This window comes from Stecheria intestinalis (assembly GCF_009696165.1).
Classification (GTDB): Bacteria; Bacillota_I; Bacilli_A; order Erysipelotrichales; family Erysipelotrichaceae; genus Bulleidia; species Bulleidia intestinalis.
The window spans coordinates 39205-57853 of sequence record NZ_VUMN01000009.1 but is presented as its reverse complement, the minus strand read 5'-3'; the positions used below and the strand labels follow the sequence as shown (position 1 = coordinate 57853).

Here is an 18649-nt window from a genome sequence, read left to right as displayed (position 1 = left end):
AGATTTGAAAGAACTCTCTGCATATCTCGGTCAAAATCCGGCGATGAACCTGTTTCTGATCGGAGATATCGAGAATTTCGGAGTGGATGGAAACAAGGTATCCGTATGGATGGACGAAGATGCTTCGGGAATCCATTCGGTATTTCTTTATTATGCGCCTGGAAGATCGCTGATCCTGCAGAGCTATGAGCATCGGATTGATCAGAAGTTTCTGGAAGAACTGATTCAGCAGCTGGACCCGGTGACGATCAGCGGTGAAACCAGCCTGATCAGAGAATTGAATCTGGATGAATTTCCGGTTCATTCGGAATGCAGATTTGCGGCAATGAAGAAACCATATCAGAAGACGGATACTTCAGAAGTGGCAAGACTGGGGCCGGAGGATGCGGAAGACATCATGGAACTGCTGAATGCTTCGTTTCCGCATTCCAGTGTCAGCAAAGTGAATACCGAAGAAAAAGGGAGCCGGTATTATGGAATCCGGAAGAATGGGAATGCGGTATCTGTCGCTGCCAGTTCAGCGGAGTGCAGGAATCTGGCCATGGTGGTTTCTGTATGCACGAATGAGGAATATCGCTGCCATGGCTATGCGGAAGCGTGTGTGACAAAGCTTTCGGATGATCTTTTGGCAGAGGGAAGGATGCCGTGTCTGTTCTATACCAATCCGCAGGCGGCAAAGATATACAAGAAGATTGGTTATGAAGACATTGGTTACTGGAGCATGAGACAGAAATGATAGATACCGGTTTGCTGAATGAGAATCAGAAGAAAGCAGTGCTGAGTGATTCCAGATATCTGCGGATTGTAGCAGGAGCAGGCAGCGGCAAGACGCGTGTCCTGACGATGCGGATTGCVCATCTGATTGAAGATGAGCGGGTGCCGGCGTGGAAGATCCTGGCCATCACGTTCACGAATAAAGCAGCGAATGAAATGAAGGAACGGATCCGGGGAATGCTGAAGGAAGAAGAGGGCATGCCCTGGATCAGCACGATTCACAGTCTCTGCGTGCGCATCCTGCGCCAGGATATCCAGTCGATGGGATATCCGCGGAATTTTACGGTCATGGATGCGGATGATCAGAAATCGATTCTGAAAGAGGCGTATAAGAAGTATGAGGTTGATACGCAGCAGTTCAGTTTCGGTTCTCTGCTGGATTACATCTCGAACAACAAGGCTGCGGAGATCACGCCGGAAAGGGCAATGGAGATTGCCGGAAAGTATTCCGGAGAGAAGATCAAGGCAAAGGTGTATGAATACTATCTGAAGCGCCAGGAAGAGCTGTATGCGCTTGATTTTGATGACCTCATTTTCTGGACGGTCAGGATGTTCCGGAAGTTCCCTGATATTCTGGCTAAGTGGCAGAATCACTTTGCCTATATCCATGTCGATGAGTTCCAGGATATCGACCGCATGCAGTATGTGCTGATCCGCCAGCTGGCTGGTGAAAAGAACAGTGTCTATGTGGTCGGCGATCCGGACCAGACGATCTATACGTGGAGAGGTGCGGATGTCGACATCATCATGAACTTCACGAAGGACTTTCCTGGTGCAGAGACGATCATGCTCAATCAGAACTACCGTTCGACTGCCTGCATTCTGAATGGGGCAAACTCGGTCATCAAGAATAATAAGCATCGTCTGAAGAAAGAACTGTTCACGACGAACAAGAGCGATGAGAAGATTGTCCATTACAGTGCGGTGAGCGATGAGTATGAAGCTGCCTGGATTGCAGAAGAGATCCGCCAGCTTCATGCCAAAGGCAGCGAATACCGCAGCATGGCGATTCTGTATCGTTCCAACTATCTGTCCCGTTCGATCGAAAAAGGACTCCGGGATGCGTTTGTGCCTTACATCATCTTCGGGGGCACGAGGTTCTATGAGCGTCAGGAAATCAAGGATGCATTATGCTATCTGCGCATGGTTGTGACTGGCGATGATCTGTCGTTCCGCAGAATCGTCAACCGTCCGAAGAGAGGGATCGGTCAGAAGACACTGGAAACATTAGCTGCCAAGGCAGAGGAAGAGTCCTGCAGCATGTACGAGGTTCTGAAGAAGGAACCGCTGTTTTCCGCAAAGACTCAGAATACGCTGGATCATTTCTCTGCTCAGGTGGAATCCTGGCGCAAGGACATGGAGAGCGGAGAATATTCTCTGGATCAGCTGTTCAGCAAAATCATGACGGAATCCGGATATCAGGCTTCCCTGGAAGAGAATCCGGAGGATTCGGATCGGGTGGAGAACCTGAAGGAACTGATTGATGATATCCGCCAGTTCGAGAAGAACAATCCGGAAGGAACCATGGATGAATATCTGCAGGAAGTATCGCTGTATGGAGACCGGGACGAGGCCCAGACGGCAGACTGCGTGCAGATGATGACGGTTCATGCGGCCAAAGGTCTGGAGTTCGATACGGTCTTCGTGACGGATCTGAATGATGGCATCTTCCCGAATGAGCGGGCGATGAATGAAGGCATGCGCGGCGTGGAAGAAGAGCGCCGGCTTGCCTATGTCGCATTCACCCGGGCAAGAAAACGGCTGTTCCTGACGGAAGCAGGAGGATTCAGCTTCATCTTGCAGCGGGTGCGTACGCCTTCCCGCTTCCTGGAAGAAATTGATCCTGCTTATATCCGCCATATCGGCGGACAGCGTCAGGAAGAAGCTTCTTCCGGCAGAAGAATGGCTCAGAATACCAGAGTCCGGGTCGAGGCTGAGCCGAAGATGGATCTGATCCGGACAAAGTCGGTTCTGGAACCTTCGAAAAAAGGCGGCGTGAAGACTGGCGATATAGTAGAACATGCCAAGTTCGGCGAAGGCGTCGTGATCAGCGTGAGCGGTGGCATTGCCACGATTGCGTTTGCATATCCGGCCGGAGTTCACAAGATTGCGGCAGGACATCCTTCCCTGAAGAAAAAGAACAAGACAGAGGGCTGAAATGAGCGAAGCAGAAGACAAGTCTCTGCGCATGCGTCAGCTGGTTGATCAGCTGAATACGGCGGCAGATGCATATTACAACGGCAAGACTGAACAGATGACGGACTATGAATGGGACGCCATGTTCGATGAGCTGAAGAAGCTGGAGCAGGAAACCGGAGAAATCCTGCCGGATTCTCCGACGAACCGGGTCAGTGCAGATTCGATTGCCGGGCAGAAAGAACCGCATGAATTCCCGGCGCTGTCCCTTGCCAAGACCAAGAAACCGGAAGATCTCGTGAAATGGGCAGAGGGCAGACCGATCTGGCTGTCCTGGAAGCTGGATGGCCTGACCCTGGTCGTGACCTATGATAACGGGAAGCTGACGAAGGTCGTGACTCGCGGCGATGGTCATATCGGAACGAATATCACGCATCTTTCTTCCGCGATTCATGGCATTCTGCCTGAAATCACGGAAAAAGGGCATCTGGTCATCCGCGGCGAGGCGGTGATCAGCTATGCGGACTTCGAGAAGTTCCGCATGGAGAGCGATGAGGACTATGCAAATCCAAGAAATCTGGCCAGCGGTTCGCTGTCTCTGAAAGATGTCGAAGAAGTAAAGCGCAGAGGCATCCGCTGGATTCCGTTCACGCTGGTCTTTACCGAGCATGAGATTGTTTCCTGGGGAGAACGCATGGCATTCCTCGAGGGACTCGGATTCCATACCGTGGATCATGAGCGGATTGATCATCCGGATCTCGAGACGATCAATGCCCGCATCCATGCATGGACCGAGAAAGTCACGGATGGCTCCAATCCTTATCCGGTAGACGGGCTGGTCATCTCTTATGATGACACGGTTTATGCAAGCACCGGTTCCGTGACCGGACATCATGCGACCAGGGCTGGATATGCCTTCAAATGGCAGGATGAGTCGGCGGAAACAAAGCTGGAGTATGTGGAATGGTCATGTGCTGCTTCGACGATCACGCCGGTGGCAGTATTTGATCCGGTAGAGCTCGAAGGGACAACGGTCCGCAGAGCCAGTCTCTGCAATATCAGCGAGTGCGAGCGGCTGGGCATCGGAAGCAAAGGTACCGTTCTTTCTGTTATCAAGGCAAACAAGATCATTCCGAAGGTCATTCATGTAAGCCATACGGAAGGATCTCTTCAGATTCCTGCTGTATGTCCGGTGTGCGGTGCACCGACCGAGATTCATGAAAGCGATGTTTCCGGAACGAAGACGCTGCGCTGCACGAACCCGAAGTGCACGGCCAAGTCGCTGAAGAAGTTCACGCGCTTTGTCTCGAAGGCTGGCATGGATGTGGATGGCATTTCGGAACAGACCCTGTCAAGGTTCATCAATGAAGGCTGGATCAGGACGTTTGCGGATGTGTACCGCCTGCCGATGCACCGGGATGAGATCGCACAGCTGGATGGATTCGGGGAGAAGAGTGCGCAGAATCTCGTGGATTCTGTCGCAAAGGCTTCTTCCGTGACGGATGCCAGACTGATCTATGCGTTATGCATTCCGCTGGTCGGGCCGGATGTTGCCAAGAAGCTGCTTGGTGCTTATTCCTGGAAGGAACTGTTTGCAAAAGCAGAGTCCGCAGAACAGGATGATGTGTTCTCGATGATTGACGGAATCGGTCCGGAGAAGAGCAAGGCGTTTGTGACCTGGTTCAAGGATCCGGAGAACCTGGCCGTGCTGAATGATCTTCTGACGATAATCACCGTCGAAGAGACGACGCAGAAGGCAAGCGGAAATCGCTGCGAAGGTCTGACCTTTGTGGTCACCGGCGATGTGCATCATTACAAGAACCGGAATGAACTGAAGGCATATATCGAATCTCAGGGCGGAAAGGTAACGGGCTCTGTCTCGAAGAGCACGTCCTATCTGATCAACAATGATGTGAATTCTACATCATCGAAGAATCAGAAAGCACATCAGCTCAATATTCCGATTATTTCGGAAGATGAATTCACGGAGCGGTTCGCTTCCTAGTCAGTTGCAATCCTCCAGGGTTGCCTTTAGAATTGAACATTGGAAAAAGAGGCTTGATATGGAAGAAAAACATGATGCGGCTTATTTCAAGGGCCTGGCACATCAGCTGATGTTTGATCTGTCCGATCAGGAAGCAGATGACATCGTAAAAGAATTTGATACGCTGAACCGGCAGCTGGAACTGCTGGATGCAGTGAATACGGATGGCGTTGAGCCGATGGTCTATCCGTTTGAAGAAGAGACTTCTTTCCTCAGAGATGATCAGGTGTCCAACGTCATCACGCAGGAAGAAGCACTTTCGAATGTGGATAAGAAGCTGGAAGGACACTTTGTCCTGCCGCGGGTGGTGAAGTGATGATTGAAGAGATGGCAAAAGACAAGGCCGGCGCAGCAGAACGCTGCCGCGAAGCCTACAGGAAAGCACAGGAACTTCAGCCGAAGCTGAATGACGTCATCACCTTCGTGGATCCGGAAGAACAGCTGAAGGAACTTCCGGAAGAAGGACTGATGCGCGGGGTTCCGATTGCCCTCAAGGACAACGTGAATACGAAAGGAATCCTGACAACAGCCGGATCCCGGATTCTCAGCAACTATGTGCCGATCTACAATGCGGCAATTGTCGACAAGCTCAAGGCAGCCGGGGCTGTGACCATTGCCAAAGCATCCATGGATGAACTGGCCATGGGCGGCACGAATACGACCTGCTTCACCGGACCTGCTTACAATCCATGGGATCAGACCAGAATGACCGGCGGTTCATCCGGTGGCAGCGCAGCGCTGGTCGCAAGCGGGGTTGTGCCGATGGCAATCGGTTCTGATACGGGTGACTCAGTCCGCAAGCCGGCAAGCTTCTGCGGCATTGTCGGCGTCAAGCCGACCTATGGCCGCATCAGCCGCTATGGCATCATCCCGTACGCATCTTCGCTGGATCATGTCGGATACTTCACGCGTTCGATTGAAGACGCATGCGTGACGCTGAAGGTTCTGGCGGGAAGAGATGACCGGGATATGACGACGTCCTATCGCCCGGTTCCGGATTATTCTGCCCTGCTCAATTCGGACATGCATGGCAAGAAGATTGCCGTTTTCGGCAACGTGATGGATTCCCAGCAGAATCAGGAAACCGTGAAGATATTCAATGACCTCATGGCGAAGCTGAAGGAACGCGGGGCGGAAGTGTCGGTGTTCCATTTTGATGAAGACCTCATGAAGGTGATGCTGCCGACGTATTATCTGATTGCTAACTGCGAAGCTACTTCGAATCATTCGAATCTTGACGGAATTCGCTTCGGAGTGCGTGAAGAAGGTGCTTCGATGCAGGAGATCATGACGAATTCCCGCACGAAGGGATTCGGACCGCTGATCCGCAGACGGTTTGTCATCGGCTCCTATGGCTTGTTTGATGAGAACCAGGAGCGTCTGTTCCGCAAAGCGCAGAAGGTCCGCAGACTGATCGTCAATCAGCTGAATGACTGCCTGAAAGATGCGGACTGCCTGATTGCGCCGGCTTCCGGAGGAATTGCACCGAAGCTGAATGACCGCAGCCTGAATGAGCTGAGCGACAACTATCTGATCGCTGAGAATCATATGTGCATCGGCAATTTCAGCGGCTATCCTTCCATGACGGTTCCGATGGGATTTGAAGACGGATGCCCGATCGGAGTGAATCTGACCTGCCGGGCATTTGAAGAAGAAACAATGTTTGACTTCGGCAAGGCAATTGAAGAAATCACCGGTTACAAAGATCTTCATGCGGAGGTGAAATGAGATGGCAGACTATGATGTGACAATCGGCATTGAAATTCACGTACAGCTGAAGACGGCTACGAAGATGTTCTCCGGAGCACCATGCACGTATGGCAGAAAGGCAAATACGGCAGTTAACGAGATCGATCTCGGCGAGCCGGGCGCGATGCCTTGCGTGAACCGGGAAGCAGTGAAGCTCGCTGTTGAAGCATGCACGGCTCTGCATCTGACGATTGATCCGGTCGTGAAGTTTGACCGGAAGAATTACTACTATTCGGATCTTCCGAAGGGATTCCAGATTACGCAGCAGTTCCATCCGATCGGCCGCAATGGCTATGTGATGATCGACACGCCGAACGGAAAGAAGAAGATCCGGATCAACCGGATTCATATGGAAGAAGATACTGCCAAGCAGTATCATCTTGCGTCAGTCAATGAGACGCTTCTGGACTACAACCGTGCCGGAACGCCGCTGATTGAGATCGTATCCGAACCGGATATGACGACTGGCCAGGAGGCGGAGGCATATGTCGAAGCACTGCGTCAGACGCTGTATTATGTCGGTGTTTCCGATGTCAAGATGGAAGAAGGATCCATGCGGTGCGATGTCAACGTATCCATCAAGCCGAAGGGATCTTCTGTGCTTGGCACGAAGAATGAGATCAAGAACCTGAACAGTATCTCCAATATCGGGAAAGCGGTTGACTATGAAGTGGAACGTCAGAAGAAGGTTCTGGAATCCGGCGGAGAAGTGCATCAGGAAACCCGCCGCTGGGATGACAAGACTCAGACCACGGAGCTGATGCGGCGCAAGGAAGGAAATGTCGACTACAAATTCTTCCCGGAGCCGAATATCTTCCCGATCCGGCTGGATCCGGAATGGATCCGGAATATTCAGGAACATATGCCTGAACTCCCGGATGCCCGCAAAGAGCGGTATGAGAAGGAATACGGACTCAGCGAACACGATATCAATATCCTGATTGCCAACAAGGAGATGTCAGAGTTCTTCGAGCAGTGCATGAAGACTTCGAAGAATGCGAAGAGTGTCTGCAACTGGCTGCTGAGCGATGTCAGCGCATGGCTGAACAAGAACGAGAAGACGATCGATCATTGCGCACTGAAGCCGGAAGATCTGTCTGAGCTCGTTGCAATGATTGATGATGGAAAGATTTCCAGCAAGCAGGCAAAAGAACTGATTGATGATGTCATGAACGGAAAGAATCCGGAAGAAGCTGCCAAGGCTAAGGGTCTGTCTCAGATTTCTGATGCTGGTGCGATCGAAACGATGGTGCAGTCGGTTCTGGATGCGAATCCGCAGGCGATCAGCGATTATGCGGCTGGCAAGGATCGTGCAGTAGGCTTCCTGGTCGGACAGGTCATGAAACAGTCGAAGGGGAAAGCAAACCCAGGAATGGTTTCCGGCCTGATCAAGGAAGAACTCGCAAAGCGGATCGGAAAATAACAGAGGAATATGGCAAAGACTGTTCGGAAAAAGAAGAAATCGCGGGCGTATAAACGGACCAGATTTGTTTTCTGGACAGTTTTTATTCTGTTTATCACGCCGTTTGTGATTCTGGGGTATATTCTGCTTTCAGCAGCCGGAGATACTGGCAAGCCGATTCTCGGAAATCGCTATGAGGGAGATCTGAATCCGGCAATTGCCGAAGACCAGCTGAAGCAGATTTCTGCTTCAGTCAAGGGCATCAGCGGAGTGGAAGATACGTATTGCAATCTGACTGCTGGTACGCTCAGAATCTATGCGGATATCAGTGATGATGCATCTTCGGATACTGCTTCTTCAATTGCTTCAGAGATCTATGATGATGTTTCTTCCGTGCTGGATCCTTCCGTCTATTTCTCTCAGCATGATGACATGAAGATGTATGATCTTGAGATTCATGTGTACACGCAGGACTCCGATGCGGATGCGGATAACTTCGTCTATGTGATTGAGACGAAGACAAGCTCCATGGATGCGCCGGTGACGCAGCTGGTCAGCGAACCCATTGATGCTGCCCTGGCAGAAGAACTGCGTCAGAAGGTTGAGGAGCGAAATAACCCGGCGCCATCTGCTTCTTCTGCAGGCGATATGAATGTCAGCGCAGGAGAGACCGAAGATACTCCTTCTCCGGATACGACGGAATAATGGATGGCAATTATGCAGAAGAATGAAGTGTGGCGCGGAACCTGTGAAGGATATACCTATGATGGCGAAGGCGTAGTTCATATCGGCGGGATTGTTTTCTTCVTGCCGGGCCTGCTGGAAGGTGAAGAAGCAGAACTCGGCATCACTGCCATGAAGAAGAACTATGGCTATGCTCGCATCATCAAGCTGCTGAAGCCATCCCAGCATCGTGTTCAGCCGGTCTGTTCCGTCTATCGGAAATGCGGCGGCTGTCAGCTGATGCACATGGATGAAGAAACGCAGAAGCATTTCAAGGAAGATAAAGTAAAGGGCGTATTCCGCCAGAATGCAGGCATGGAAATCACGCCGGAGCCGATTCTCACGGAGGAACATCGGACCGGATACCGGAATAAAGTTCAGGTTCCTGTCCAGGTGAAAGATGGAAAGGTGCTGATGGGGTTCTATCAGCCTCGCTCGAATACGATCGTGGAATTTGATCGCTGCTGGGTGCAGACGGATCTTTCCAATGCAATCATCCGGGACTGCCATCGCTGGTTTGAGGACCTCGGCTGTGCAAAAACAATGCGCTTCGTGCTGATCAAGCATGCCCATATGACCGATCAGGTCATGGTCTGCCTGGTGGTGCGGGAGTATCCGTTCCGCAACTCAGATCAGCTGATTCAGAAGCTTACTGCAAAGTATCCTGAGATTGTCAGCATCCTTGCGGTCATCAACCGCAGAGAAGACAATGTGATTCTCGATGGCAAAGAGATCACAGTATGGGGTAAACCATATATCGAAGAAGAACTGCTTGGATGCCGGTTCAGGATCAGCGCAAGATCGTTCTACCAGATCAATCCATATGCCACGAGAATTCTTTACAGCAAGGCAATTGAAGCTGCTGGGCTGACAGGCAAAGAAACCGTCATTGATCTTTACTGCGGGACTGGCACCATTGGCATTCTCGCTTCCATGCATGCAAAGAAGGTTTACGGAATCGAGATTGTTCCGGATGCGGTGAAAGATGCTGAAGTAAACGCGGCCATCAATCACAGGGACAACATTGAATTCTTTACTGCCGATGCTCAGGCCGGGGCAAAGAAGCTGATTGCAAATCATATCAAGGCAGATGTGGTCATCGTGGACCCGCCCAGAAAGGGATGTTCCGAAGATACGCTGAAAGCGATTCTGAAGATTGCTCCGAAGCGGCTGGTCTATGTTTCCTGCGATCCGGCAACTCTAGCCAGAGACGTAGCATTCATGCATGAAAACGGGTATGAGCTGAAGATGGTCCAGCCTGTTGATTTATTCCCGGGAACGCTTCATGTGGAAGACATTGCATTACTGCTCAGAACAAATTAAATCAGAGCCAGAAAACTTCCTTCATCAGATTAAGGAGATTGACCTATGACCCTATATGAAAGGCTTTCCGGACTGGCTGATGAGAAGTACAAGGATTTCCAGAGCAAGCTTGTTCCGAATATTCCGAAGGATACGATGATCGGGGTCAGAACGCCAGATCTGCGCATGATCACGAAAGAGCTCAGAGGAACCGAAGAAGCAGAAAAGTTTCTTGCAGAGCTTCCTCATAGGTATTATGAAGAGAATATGATCCATTTCTTTCTGATCGCAATGATTCCGGATTTTGAGGAATGCGCGAAAGCAGTGGAGACCTTTCTCCCGTATGTGAACTGCTGGGCAGTGTGCGATCAGGCAACTCCGAAAGTCTTTACGAAGAATCATGAGAAGCTGCTCCCGCTGATCCGGAAATGGATCAAGTCAGAACAGGTATATACGGTCAGATTTGCCATCCGGATGCTGATGAATGAATTTCTTGAAGAAGACTTCAGATCAGAATACCTGGAGTGGGTTGCGGGAGTCAGAGGTGAGGACTATTATATCCGGATGATGGTCGCATGGTATTTTGCGACGGCCCTGGCGAAACAATATGATGCTTCAGTTGTTTATATTGAAGAGCGCAGGCTTGATCCCTGGACTCATAAGAAGACAATCCAGAAAGCTATTGAAAGCTATCGGATCTCTGAAGAACATAAGGAGTATCTGAAAACGCTCAGGTAGATTGTGGCAGATTCTCTGTTCAGGGAATCTGTTTTCTTTAATTGTGAAATCATGAAATGCAGAGACTTCCTCAGAACATTTTCATGCATGGAATATATCATTCATGCATGAATGCTGCTCGAATCTGATGGAGGATAGTCTGTATTTGTCTTTTCAGGCATTGGGTGTTCCATCTTCTCCTTTTGCAAGCTTCTCTTTCCAGGTCTTCGGAGAGACACGGAACCAGAAGCGGAATGCTTAATAAAAATCTGAAGTATTGTGATAGCAGATCATATCAGCGATTTTCTCCAGAGAGATCGATGTCCTTCAGAAGCAGTTCCGCCTGTTGCACGCGGAAGGAAAGAAGAAGTTCGGAAATGGCCTTTCCGGTTTTCTTATGAAGCATTGCGTAGATATAGTTCGGGTGATATCCGAAATGAGCAGAAAGGCTGCCAAGCGATGCGGAGTTGATATACTTTTCAATCCGCAGAATCATCTCATCCGCAGCTGATTTCTCCTGTTCCTGGTTCTGCTGCTTTCCGTGTTCTCTGGTCAGATACATCATGAGAGAGAAAGTCATCGACTTCAGAATCTTCTGAATAATTTCTGTTTTGTCTGCGTATTCCACTAGCATCAGATCGAGCAGCTCCCAGATCGGAGAACTCATCTCAAGCTTCAGATGAATATATTCATCGGAGTACTGATTGATCTGAGGGTTCAGGAAAAAGTGCAGAAAGAGAAGAAAGATATTCATTGAAGAAAACCTGTTTCCGGATCAGGATGCCAGTAATCACGATATCGGTTCTGCTGTCACTGTGCAGAGCATAGTCGCTGATGGCTGGCCGATATAGCAGTCTCCTTCATGAATCACGGTTTCCTGTTCGTTCCAGGAACTAAGTGCGCGGTAGTTTCCCTTCGTCACAGAATTGAAAAAAGTTCGGTCAATGGAATTGTTTAAAGTGGTCCCTGTAAAAAGAAATTCCGGAAGAGCTTTTTGCATCAATCCGGAAACCATGAGCGCAGAAAAAAGAAGCGATCAGAGTGCTCTGATGGCTGCTGAAGAAACTATCTCGTCTGATGTGCAAGGAGCTTTTCCTTATATAGCATGGAGTCTGCTCCATCTGTAAGATCAGCAGGAGATGCGGAAGAAGAAGTACAGAGCGTATAGCCGACACTGATTGAAAGTTCATAGGGCAGCCCCTGTTTCTCTGCATCTGTCCTGACCTGCTGGCGCAGAAGCTCTGCAAAGTCTTCTGCAGGACCGATTGCGCTCTCAGAGCCGATGATCATGAACTCATCACCGCCCCAGCGGGAAAGAAACACTGCGTATTTTCCTGTGACCTGAGTCAGAGAAGAGGCAATCTTCTGCAGCGCACGATCGCCTTCAATGTGTCCGAATCTGTCATTGATGTTCTTGAATCGGTTCACATCGATCATGAAGATATAGAATCCGGTGGCAGGCCCAGCTTTCTCAATGAACTCTTCCAGAACCTGATCAGAGCGGCGGCGATTGTTCAGGCCAGTCAGTGCATCAGAATAGATCTGCATCTCCTGCACATTGACGAAGAACAGAAGAAGCGCGGATAGAATGCTTGGGGCCATGGCTGGCGTGTTTGGAATAAAGCTGTCGATGATTCCTGCCGCAAACGGGAACAGCACGAACGTGATCATCGTGAAGTAGCTCTTCTTAGCTACTCTTGATTTTGTATGCACGGACTTCGAGATTGCATGGATAGTGACCAGGATCAGATAGATAAAATCAAAGCCCATGACCAGATCGTAGAGAGGACCGTGGTATTCAGCCACTGGATCGCTGTAGAAGATCAGTCCGGTCTTCAGAGAAGTGAAGATCAGTATGACTGACACGATCATCGGTGCGGCCGTGACCGGGATGAACCAGGACCTGCTGATGATTTCATGTTTCAGGCGCACTTCTGAGAAAAGATACCAGACATAGCAAAGGACCGGCTGGCAGGCAAGACCGATGGCATTCAGCAGGCTGCGGGCCTGGTATGAAATTGAGATGGTCTGACTGATCGCAAGTTCCCATAGGCTGTCATCGATCATGAAGAGGCAGAAGACGAGGAGCAGCAGCTTGAATAAATGAATTTCAAGCGAACTGGCAAGATCGTTTCCGGTATGGCAGTAAAGAATCAGAGCACATAGGAGACAGCTGAAGTTGATGATCAGATAGTTGACCGCAGTCATAGACATCCGCTGATCACCTTCTCTCTGTATATCCCGAAGCAATTCCATGTATGTTTCATACTACCCCTGCTGAATTTCAGAAATTCAGATCATAACAGTTCATGCGATTCTGATCGTGCCGGCTGAAATTGACAGAAACTTTTCCGGCCTGCAGGCATGCGTTTCTTATGCCGGTGTCTAGTATAGTACAGAAAACCAGAAAAACACGGGATGAGCTTCTGACAATCCTGCATAGAACCGGACAATTCCACAAATTCCGGTGAAAATGATTTCTGTGCGGAACAGAATGGATTGATCAATGCACAGGGAAAAGGTCCGAGGGAATCAGACTGGTTCAGAAACTTGGTACTTTCAGAAATGAATTGACCTTGTTTCAGAAAAAATGCGTTGCTTTTTTGAGCAATACAGATAAAATGTTGGGTATCAGCGAGGAAGAGAAGAGTATGCTCTGCCGGCATCCATAGAGAGCTTCGGTCTGGTGCAACGAAGTGATGCGGGAGGAGAGGAAGATGGTCTCGGAGCTGCAGTGCTGAAGCAATAGTAGGTGCTGCCGGGAGTTCCCGTTAGCGGACTGGGGTATGATGGTACTCCGTGAGCTGTCTGCAGTGATGCAGATGGGAAACAAGGTGGTAACACGAACAGAGCTTTCGTCCTTGGGATGGAAGCTTTTTCTGTTCATGGGATCATACAGAGAAAAGGGGGACATGAAAATGTCAGAAAAGAAAGAATCTGTAAAAACGTACATTCTGGGGAAATGGGACACAAGAACAATTGTAGGGGTAGCGATCGGCGCGGCGCTGTTCGGAGTTCTGATGAACTTCGGCGGCATCAGAGTATTCACGAATACGTCGCTGACAACAGCAATGCTGGTGGATGTGATTGTCGGCGGCCTGTTCGGGGCAGTTCCGGCGGCAGTTGCGGCATTTTTCGGAAACGTGATTTCTGATCTGATCGGGGGCTGGGGTTTCTGGTTTGACTGGTCGATCGGAAATGCGGTTCTCGGCTTCTTCGTCGGTCTGCTTGGAGTCTATGGTGCAAGAATCAATGATGGCATCTTCACCGGCAAGCAGGCAGTGATTTATGCAGTTCTGGTGATTGTCGGAAATGCGGTTGCGTTCGGTCTCGTCACGCCGTTTCTGACGTACGTGTTCTATTCACAGGAGCTTACCATCACCATGGGTCAGGCACTGGCCGCAGTGATCTCGAATGCGTCGGTTCAGATTATCGTCGGAATTCCGCTGCTTTTCCTGCTGGCAAAGCGCAATGCGCGCAGCACGAATCTGAAACAGGAAGACTGATCTGTGAAGGCGCCTGTCATTGAGTTTTCCGATTTCTCCTTCCGATATAAGTCGCAGACGGAGTTCACGCTGAAGCATATCAATCTGACGATTTATCAGGGAGAAAAGGTTCTGATTCTCGGGCCTTCCGGCAGCGGCAAGTCTACTCTTGGCTGCTGCATCAACGGGCTGATTCCTTTTTCCTATCCGGGAGAGATCAGAGGTTCGCTGAAGGTGTCTGGAAAGGAAACATCGGAATCCGGTATCTTTTCTCTGAGCTCGATCGTCGGAACGGTTCAGCAGGATACGGATGCCCAGTTCATCGGTCTGAGCGTTGGCGAGGATATTGCGTTCTCACTGGAAAATGATGCCGTTCCGAGAGAAGAGATGCTGCCGATGGTAGATAAGGCTGCTCAGGTGGTCGGCATGGAGGACTTCCTTCAGGAAGTTCCGTATGATCTTTCGGGCGGCCAGAAACAGCGGGTGGCACTGGCTGGCGTACTGCACAACGATGTTCAGGTGCTTCTGTTTGATGAGCCGCTGGCAGCACTCGATCCGGCCATGGGCATGACGGCCGTGGATCTGATTGACCGGATTCACCGGGAACAGAACAAGACGGTCGTGATCATTGAGCATCGGCTGGAAGATGTACTGTATCGTCCGGTTGACCGGATTATTCTTCTGAAAGAAGGGCAGATCGAGATGGATACCACTCCGGATGAGCTGCTGAGAAGCGGATTGCTGAAGGAGACCGGAATCCGGGAGCCGCTGTATCTCACGGCGCTGAAGAATGCAGGTGTCCAGTTCGGCAAAGACGATGTGCTTTCTGATCTGGAACGTCTGGATATGAAGAAGTATGCACCGGTCCTGAGGGCACATTACGGACAGGAACGGGTGAAAGAAGAAGACAGCAGGCATTCAGAAGAAGTTCTGCTTGAAGTGAAGGATGTTTCCTTCCGCTATGAGAATGTGCAGGCGCTGAAGGATGTATCGTTCTCTGTCCGAAAAGGAGAACGCATCTCGGTTATCGGCAAGAATGGAGCGGGCAAAAGCACGCTGGCAAAACTGCTCTGCGGAATCATCCGGCCGGAATCGGGCTCGGTGGAATTCCGCGGGACGAACTGCCTGCAGTACAGTATCCGGGAGCTTGGCAGGCTGATCGGCTATGTCATGCAGAATCCGAATCAGATGATTGTCAAAGACATCATCTATGATGAAGTGTCTCTGGCAATGACTCTGAACGGGGCTTCTGAAGAAGAGATCAGAAACGAATGCGGCAACGCGCTGAAGATGTGCGACCTTTATGGAATGCGCAACTGGCCGGTATCCGTATTGTCATATGGTCAGAAGAAACGGGTGACGATCGCTTCGATTCTGTGTCTGCATCCGGAGGTGATCATCGTCGATGAGCCAACGGCCGGACAGGATTACCGGCATTATACGGAAATCATGAACTTCCTCGAGAAGCTGAACCGGGATTATGGAATCACGATCCTGTTCATCACCCATGACATGCATCTGGCAATTGAATACACGGATCGTTCGCTGGTATTCGCGGATGGCGAGCTGATTGCGGATGATCGGGTTTCCAGAGTGCTCAGCGATGAAGCAGTGATTCGGAAAGCAAATCTGAAGCAGACATCGCTGGTTCATCTGGCAAAGCAATCCGGGCTGGATCCGGAACAGTTCATCCATGCATTCATCCGGGAAGAGAGGAGTCAGCGGTCATGAACAATCGGCTGTTCATCAATCTGCATCCTGGCACCACGTATATTGACAAGCTTACGGGCAAGACCAAGGTGCGTCTGTTTCTGCTGTTCATCGTGATCCTGATTGCAACCTGGGATCTGCGCATCATCCTGCCTCTGTTCGTGCTGTTTCTGATTGCGCTTCTCTCGCTGCATCCGAGCTGGAAGCGAATCCGTCCGCTGGTGATCTTCGTGGTGGCGGTGAATCTTCTGAATCTGTTTCTGATGTGGCTGGTAGAACCGGACTACGGACTTCAGATGGTCGGAGGTTCCACGATTCTGTTCCGGTTCAATTCATATGCGATTGTGACGAGAGAGACGATGTGGTACTTCCTGGTGCGGTTCATGAAGTTCATGGCGACGTTCCTTGTATCGCTGGTGTTCATTCAGAGCATCACGCCGAGTGAGCTGGCTGCCGGACTGTATTCGATCCGGATGCCGTACAAGGGATGCTTCATCGTGGAACTTGCGTTTCGCTATATTCCGGATATTGCTCGTGATTTCAGCAATATCAAGATCTCCATGCAGGCAAGAGGAATGGAGCTGGATTCCCGCAAGACGAAGCTCAGCACGCGTCTGAAGCAGAATGTGCTGATTCTTGCACCGCTGATCATCACTTCGTTCGACCGGGTCGGAAACATTGCAAATGCAATGGATCTGAGAGGGTTCGGGAAAGGAAAGACCAGAACTTATTATTCTGAGCATGAAGATACGCCGGGAGATCGGCAGATGAGAATTGTGATTCTTTTTCAGATCGTATTATTTGTTCTGCTGGTGATTCATAATATCCGCTTCGGATCGGATCTGATCTGGAGTCCGTGGTACTGAGGAGGAATATGAAACCGAGTATTGTGATTCAGACTGACTTTTCTCTGTCCTGGGGTGCAGTGVCGGAGATGAAGGGAGTCATGAAACAGGTGGATCCCGGACTGGATCTGGTGGATCTCTGCCATGAGATCAGAAACTTCGATCCGTGGGAGGCTTCTCTGTCGCTTGCGACAGTGGAACCATACTGGGCACCAGGAACGATCTTTGTATCGGTCGTGGATCCTGGTGTCGGAACTAGCCGCAGAGCATCTGTGGCATTGCTGAAAGATGGAAGCTATGTGGTGACGCCGGATAACGGCAGTCTGACGCATCTGCTTCATCAGGTCGGAATTGAAGAAATCTGTGAGATTGACGAGAAGGTCAACCGCTATCATGGGCCGGAGGAGGTATCCGTATTTCATGGCCGCGATCTGTTCGGATACTGTGCGGCAAAGCTTGCGGCAGGAGTGATTTCCTTTGAAGAAGTCGGTCCTGCTTATCCGGTGTCTGAGATTGTCGAATGCCCGGAGTATTATGAAAAAGCAATCCTGAAGCCTGGAATGCTGGAAGGATGGATCCTGACGGGCAATCGCCACTTCGGAGGAATTCTGCTCAATGTGACGAATGAAGCATTCCGCAGCGAAGGATATTCCTATGGAGATCGTTTTCACGTGATGATCATGCATGAAGGTCAGGTCTTCTTTGATCAGAGCGTTCCGTATGAGAAGTCTTTCGGGTTTGTGGAAAAAGGAAAGCCTGTCCTGTACCAGGGGTCTTCCAGATATCTTGCGCTGGATCTGAACTGCGGGAATCTGATGGAGGCATATCATCTGGATACCGGACTTACCTGGAAATTCAGAATGGAGAAGATGAAATGAGAGAAACTGACGGATGGATTGTCATGATGACGGATTTCGGTGCGGATAATATCGGCACTGCAGCAATGAAAGGAGTTGCGGCTAGTGTCGATGAATCGCTGAGACTGGAAGATCTGACCCACAGCATCGAGCCGTTCAATGTATGGCAGGCTTCTGATGCTCTGATGTATGCAGAACCATTCTGGCCGAAGGGAACGGTATTTGTTTCTGTTGTGGATCCCGGGGTCGGCACGAAGCGCAGAGCCTGCGTGGCAAAGCTGAAGGACGGAAAGTTCGTCGTGACTCCGGACAACGGTACGCTGACGCATCTGGAAGAGTTCATCGGAGTGGAAGAAATCCGGGAGATCGATGAGACTGTCAACCGGCTGAAGAGCACGGTAAAGACTTCCGTGTTCCACGGAAGAGATCTGTTTGCGTATTGCGGAGCGAAACTTGCGGCAGGCGTGATTTCATTTGAAGAGGTCGGTCCTGCTTATCCGGTTTCCGAGATCGTGCGCTGCCCTCAGCCGCTTCATGCCGCATGGCAGGGAGATACGGCGTATGGAGAAGTGACATCGGTTTCGAGAACATTCGGAAATGTATTCACGAATATCCCGATCAGTGATCTTGAAGCGCATGGCTATGAGCTGAATCAGAAGTATCATCTGAATATCAGCGATGGAGAAGAGACGGTGTATGATGGCGAAATTGACTACGTCCGTTCGTTCGGCTTCCTTTCAGAGGGAGCACCGCTGATCTTCAATGGCAGCACATTGTATCTCTGCATTGCCTGCAACCAGGCTTCCTTCCTGAAGAGGTATCACATGGATCCGTCAAAGCATTGGAAAGTAACGCTCAGCAAGTAATCATCACTGAAATTTCTGAATGGAGGAAATCCCGTTCAT

16 protein-coding genes and 1 other annotated feature are annotated in these 18649 nt (G+C 50.3%); of the genes, 14 read left to right on the top strand and 2 right to left on the bottom strand.

Annotated elements, in window-relative coordinates:
• The first annotated feature begins 4 nt into the window (after positions 1–4).
• Genes FYJ51_RS05325 through FYJ51_RS05285 form a run of 9 tightly spaced genes read left to right on the top strand, consistent with a single transcriptional unit; the run spans position 5 to position 10868 of the window.
• Positions 5–736 (top strand): GNAT family N-acetyltransferase, encoded by a 732-nt coding sequence (locus FYJ51_RS05325; protein ID WP_205946202.1) that lies wholly within the window; start codon positions 5–7, stop codon positions 734–736.
• Positions 733–2931 carry an ATP-dependent helicase gene (locus FYJ51_RS05320; protein ID WP_154504025.1) on the top strand — a complete coding sequence of 733 codons (2199 nt, stop codon included), beginning with the start codon at positions 733–735 and terminating at the stop codon, positions 2929–2931. Before FYJ51_RS05325 ends, FYJ51_RS05320 begins: the two co-directional genes overlap by 4 nt.
• Position 2932: 1 nt before the next feature.
• Positions 2933–4915: an NAD-dependent DNA ligase LigA gene (ligA, locus tag FYJ51_RS05315; RefSeq protein WP_205946201.1), complete on the top strand. Its 1983-nt coding sequence runs from the start codon at positions 2933–2935 to the stop codon at positions 4913–4915.
• Positions 4916–4973: 58 nt separating this feature from the next.
• Positions 4974–5270, top strand: coding sequence for an Asp-tRNA(Asn)/Glu-tRNA(Gln) amidotransferase subunit GatC (gene gatC / locus FYJ51_RS05310; RefSeq protein ID WP_105302882.1), 297 nt, complete (start codon positions 4974–4976; stop codon positions 5268–5270).
• On the top strand, positions 5270–6682 hold the full coding sequence (locus FYJ51_RS05305; protein WP_105302883.1) for an amidase family protein: 1413 nt from the start codon (positions 5270–5272) through the stop codon (positions 6680–6682). The genes gatC and FYJ51_RS05305 overlap by 1 nt, the downstream gene beginning before the upstream one ends.
• Position 6683: 1 nt before the next feature.
• Positions 6684–8126: an Asp-tRNA(Asn)/Glu-tRNA(Gln) amidotransferase subunit GatB gene (gene gatB / locus FYJ51_RS05300; RefSeq protein WP_105302884.1), complete on the top strand. Its 1443-nt coding sequence runs from the start codon at positions 6684–6686 to the stop codon at positions 8124–8126.
• 9 nt (positions 8127–8135) lie between these two features.
• The gene (locus tag FYJ51_RS05295; RefSeq protein ID WP_154504023.1) at positions 8136–8810 is read left to right on the top strand and encodes a hypothetical protein; all 675 of its coding nucleotides are present in this window, start codon (positions 8136–8138) and stop codon (positions 8808–8810) included.
• A gap of 12 nt (positions 8811–8822) precedes the next feature.
• Entirely contained in the window at positions 8823–10151 is a 1329-nt protein-coding gene (rlmD, locus tag FYJ51_RS05290) for a 23S rRNA (uracil(1939)-C(5))-methyltransferase RlmD (protein WP_235897227.1), read from the top strand.
• A gap of 45 nt (positions 10152–10196) precedes the next feature.
• Complete coding sequence (locus FYJ51_RS05285) at positions 10197–10868, top strand: DNA alkylation repair protein (RefSeq protein WP_105302886.1); 672 nt, start codon at positions 10197–10199, stop codon at positions 10866–10868.
• Positions 10869–11142: 274 nt separating this feature from the next.
• Here the strand turns inward: FYJ51_RS05285 and FYJ51_RS05280 are convergent, their stop codons facing one another.
• Both FYJ51_RS05280 and FYJ51_RS05275 read right to left on the bottom strand, forming a co-directional pair.
• Positions 11143–11601 (bottom strand): helix-turn-helix domain-containing protein, encoded by a 459-nt coding sequence (locus tag FYJ51_RS05280; protein ID WP_154504019.1) that lies wholly within the window; start codon positions 11599–11601, stop codon positions 11143–11145.
• 311 nt (positions 11602–11912) lie between these two features.
• Positions 11913–13061, bottom strand: coding sequence for a GGDEF domain-containing protein (locus FYJ51_RS05275; protein WP_205946200.1), 1149 nt, complete (start codon positions 13059–13061; stop codon positions 11913–11915).
• 414 nt (positions 13062–13475) lie between these two features.
• Positions 13476–13713: a binding site (T-box leader), on the top strand.
• Positions 13714–13765: 52 nt separating this feature from the next.
• Here FYJ51_RS05275 and FYJ51_RS13535 point away from each other — a divergent pair.
• From FYJ51_RS13535 to FYJ51_RS05255, 5 genes are read left to right on the top strand one after another with little or no spacing between them, the layout of a single operon-like run.
• Complete coding sequence (locus FYJ51_RS13535) at positions 13766–14353, top strand: ECF-type riboflavin transporter substrate-binding protein (RefSeq protein ID WP_105302977.1); 588 nt, start codon at positions 13766–13768, stop codon at positions 14351–14353.
• A 3-nt stretch (positions 14354–14356) separates the two neighbouring features.
• A complete protein-coding gene (locus tag FYJ51_RS05270; protein ID WP_277084677.1) occupies positions 14357–16063 on the top strand; it encodes an ABC transporter ATP-binding protein in 1707 nt (568 codons plus the stop codon).
• Entirely contained in the window at positions 16060–16908 is an 849-nt protein-coding gene (locus FYJ51_RS05265) for an energy-coupling factor transporter transmembrane component T family protein (protein ID WP_154504015.1), read from the top strand. The genes FYJ51_RS05270 and FYJ51_RS05265 overlap by 4 nt, the downstream gene beginning before the upstream one ends.
• 8 nt (positions 16909–16916) lie before the next feature.
• Positions 16917–17765 (top strand): SAM hydrolase/SAM-dependent halogenase family protein, encoded by an 849-nt coding sequence (locus tag FYJ51_RS05260; RefSeq protein ID WP_154504013.1) that lies wholly within the window; start codon positions 16917–16919, stop codon positions 17763–17765.
• Positions 17762–18610: an SAM hydrolase/SAM-dependent halogenase family protein gene (locus tag FYJ51_RS05255; RefSeq protein ID WP_105302893.1), complete on the top strand. Its 849-nt coding sequence runs from the start codon at positions 17762–17764 to the stop codon at positions 18608–18610. Before FYJ51_RS05260 ends, FYJ51_RS05255 begins: the two co-directional genes overlap by 4 nt.
• Positions 18611–18649 lie beyond the last annotated feature (39 nt).

What these genes read in the sequence shown, in the direction of transcription:
- ligA (WP_205946201.1), top strand. Translation starts at nt 2,933, where the DNA reads ATGAGCGAAGCAGAAGACAAGTCTCTGCGCATGCGTCAGCTGGTTGAT.
- gatC (WP_105302882.1), top strand. Translation starts at nt 4,974, where the DNA reads ATGGAAGAAAAACATGATGCGGCTTATTTCAAGGGCCTGGCACATCAG.
- FYJ51_RS05305 (WP_105302883.1), top strand. Translation starts at nt 5,270, where the DNA reads ATGATTGAAGAGATGGCAAAAGACAAGGCCGGCGCAGCAGAACGCTGC.
- gatB (WP_105302884.1), top strand. Translation starts at nt 6,684, where the DNA reads ATGGCAGACTATGATGTGACAATCGGCATTGAAATTCACGTACAGCTG.
- FYJ51_RS05295 (WP_154504023.1), top strand. Translation starts at nt 8,136, where the DNA reads ATGGCAAAGACTGTTCGGAAAAAGAAGAAATCGCGGGCGTATAAACGG.
- FYJ51_RS05285 (WP_105302886.1), top strand. Translation starts at nt 10,197, where the DNA reads ATGACCCTATATGAAAGGCTTTCCGGACTGGCTGATGAGAAGTACAAG.
- FYJ51_RS05280 (WP_154504019.1), bottom strand. Translation starts at nt 11,601, where the DNA reads ATGAATATCTTTCTTCTCTTTCTGCACTTTTTCCTGAACCCTCAGATC.
- FYJ51_RS05275 (WP_205946200.1), bottom strand. Translation starts at nt 13,061, where the DNA reads ATGTCTATGACTGCGGTCAACTATCTGATCATCAACTTCAGCTGTCTC.
- FYJ51_RS13535 (WP_105302977.1), top strand. Translation starts at nt 13,766, where the DNA reads ATGTCAGAAAAGAAAGAATCTGTAAAAACGTACATTCTGGGGAAATGG.
- FYJ51_RS05265 (WP_154504015.1), top strand. Translation starts at nt 16,060, where the DNA reads ATGAACAATCGGCTGTTCATCAATCTGCATCCTGGCACCACGTATATT.
- FYJ51_RS05255 (WP_105302893.1), top strand. Translation starts at nt 17,762, where the DNA reads ATGAGAGAAACTGACGGATGGATTGTCATGATGACGGATTTCGGTGCG.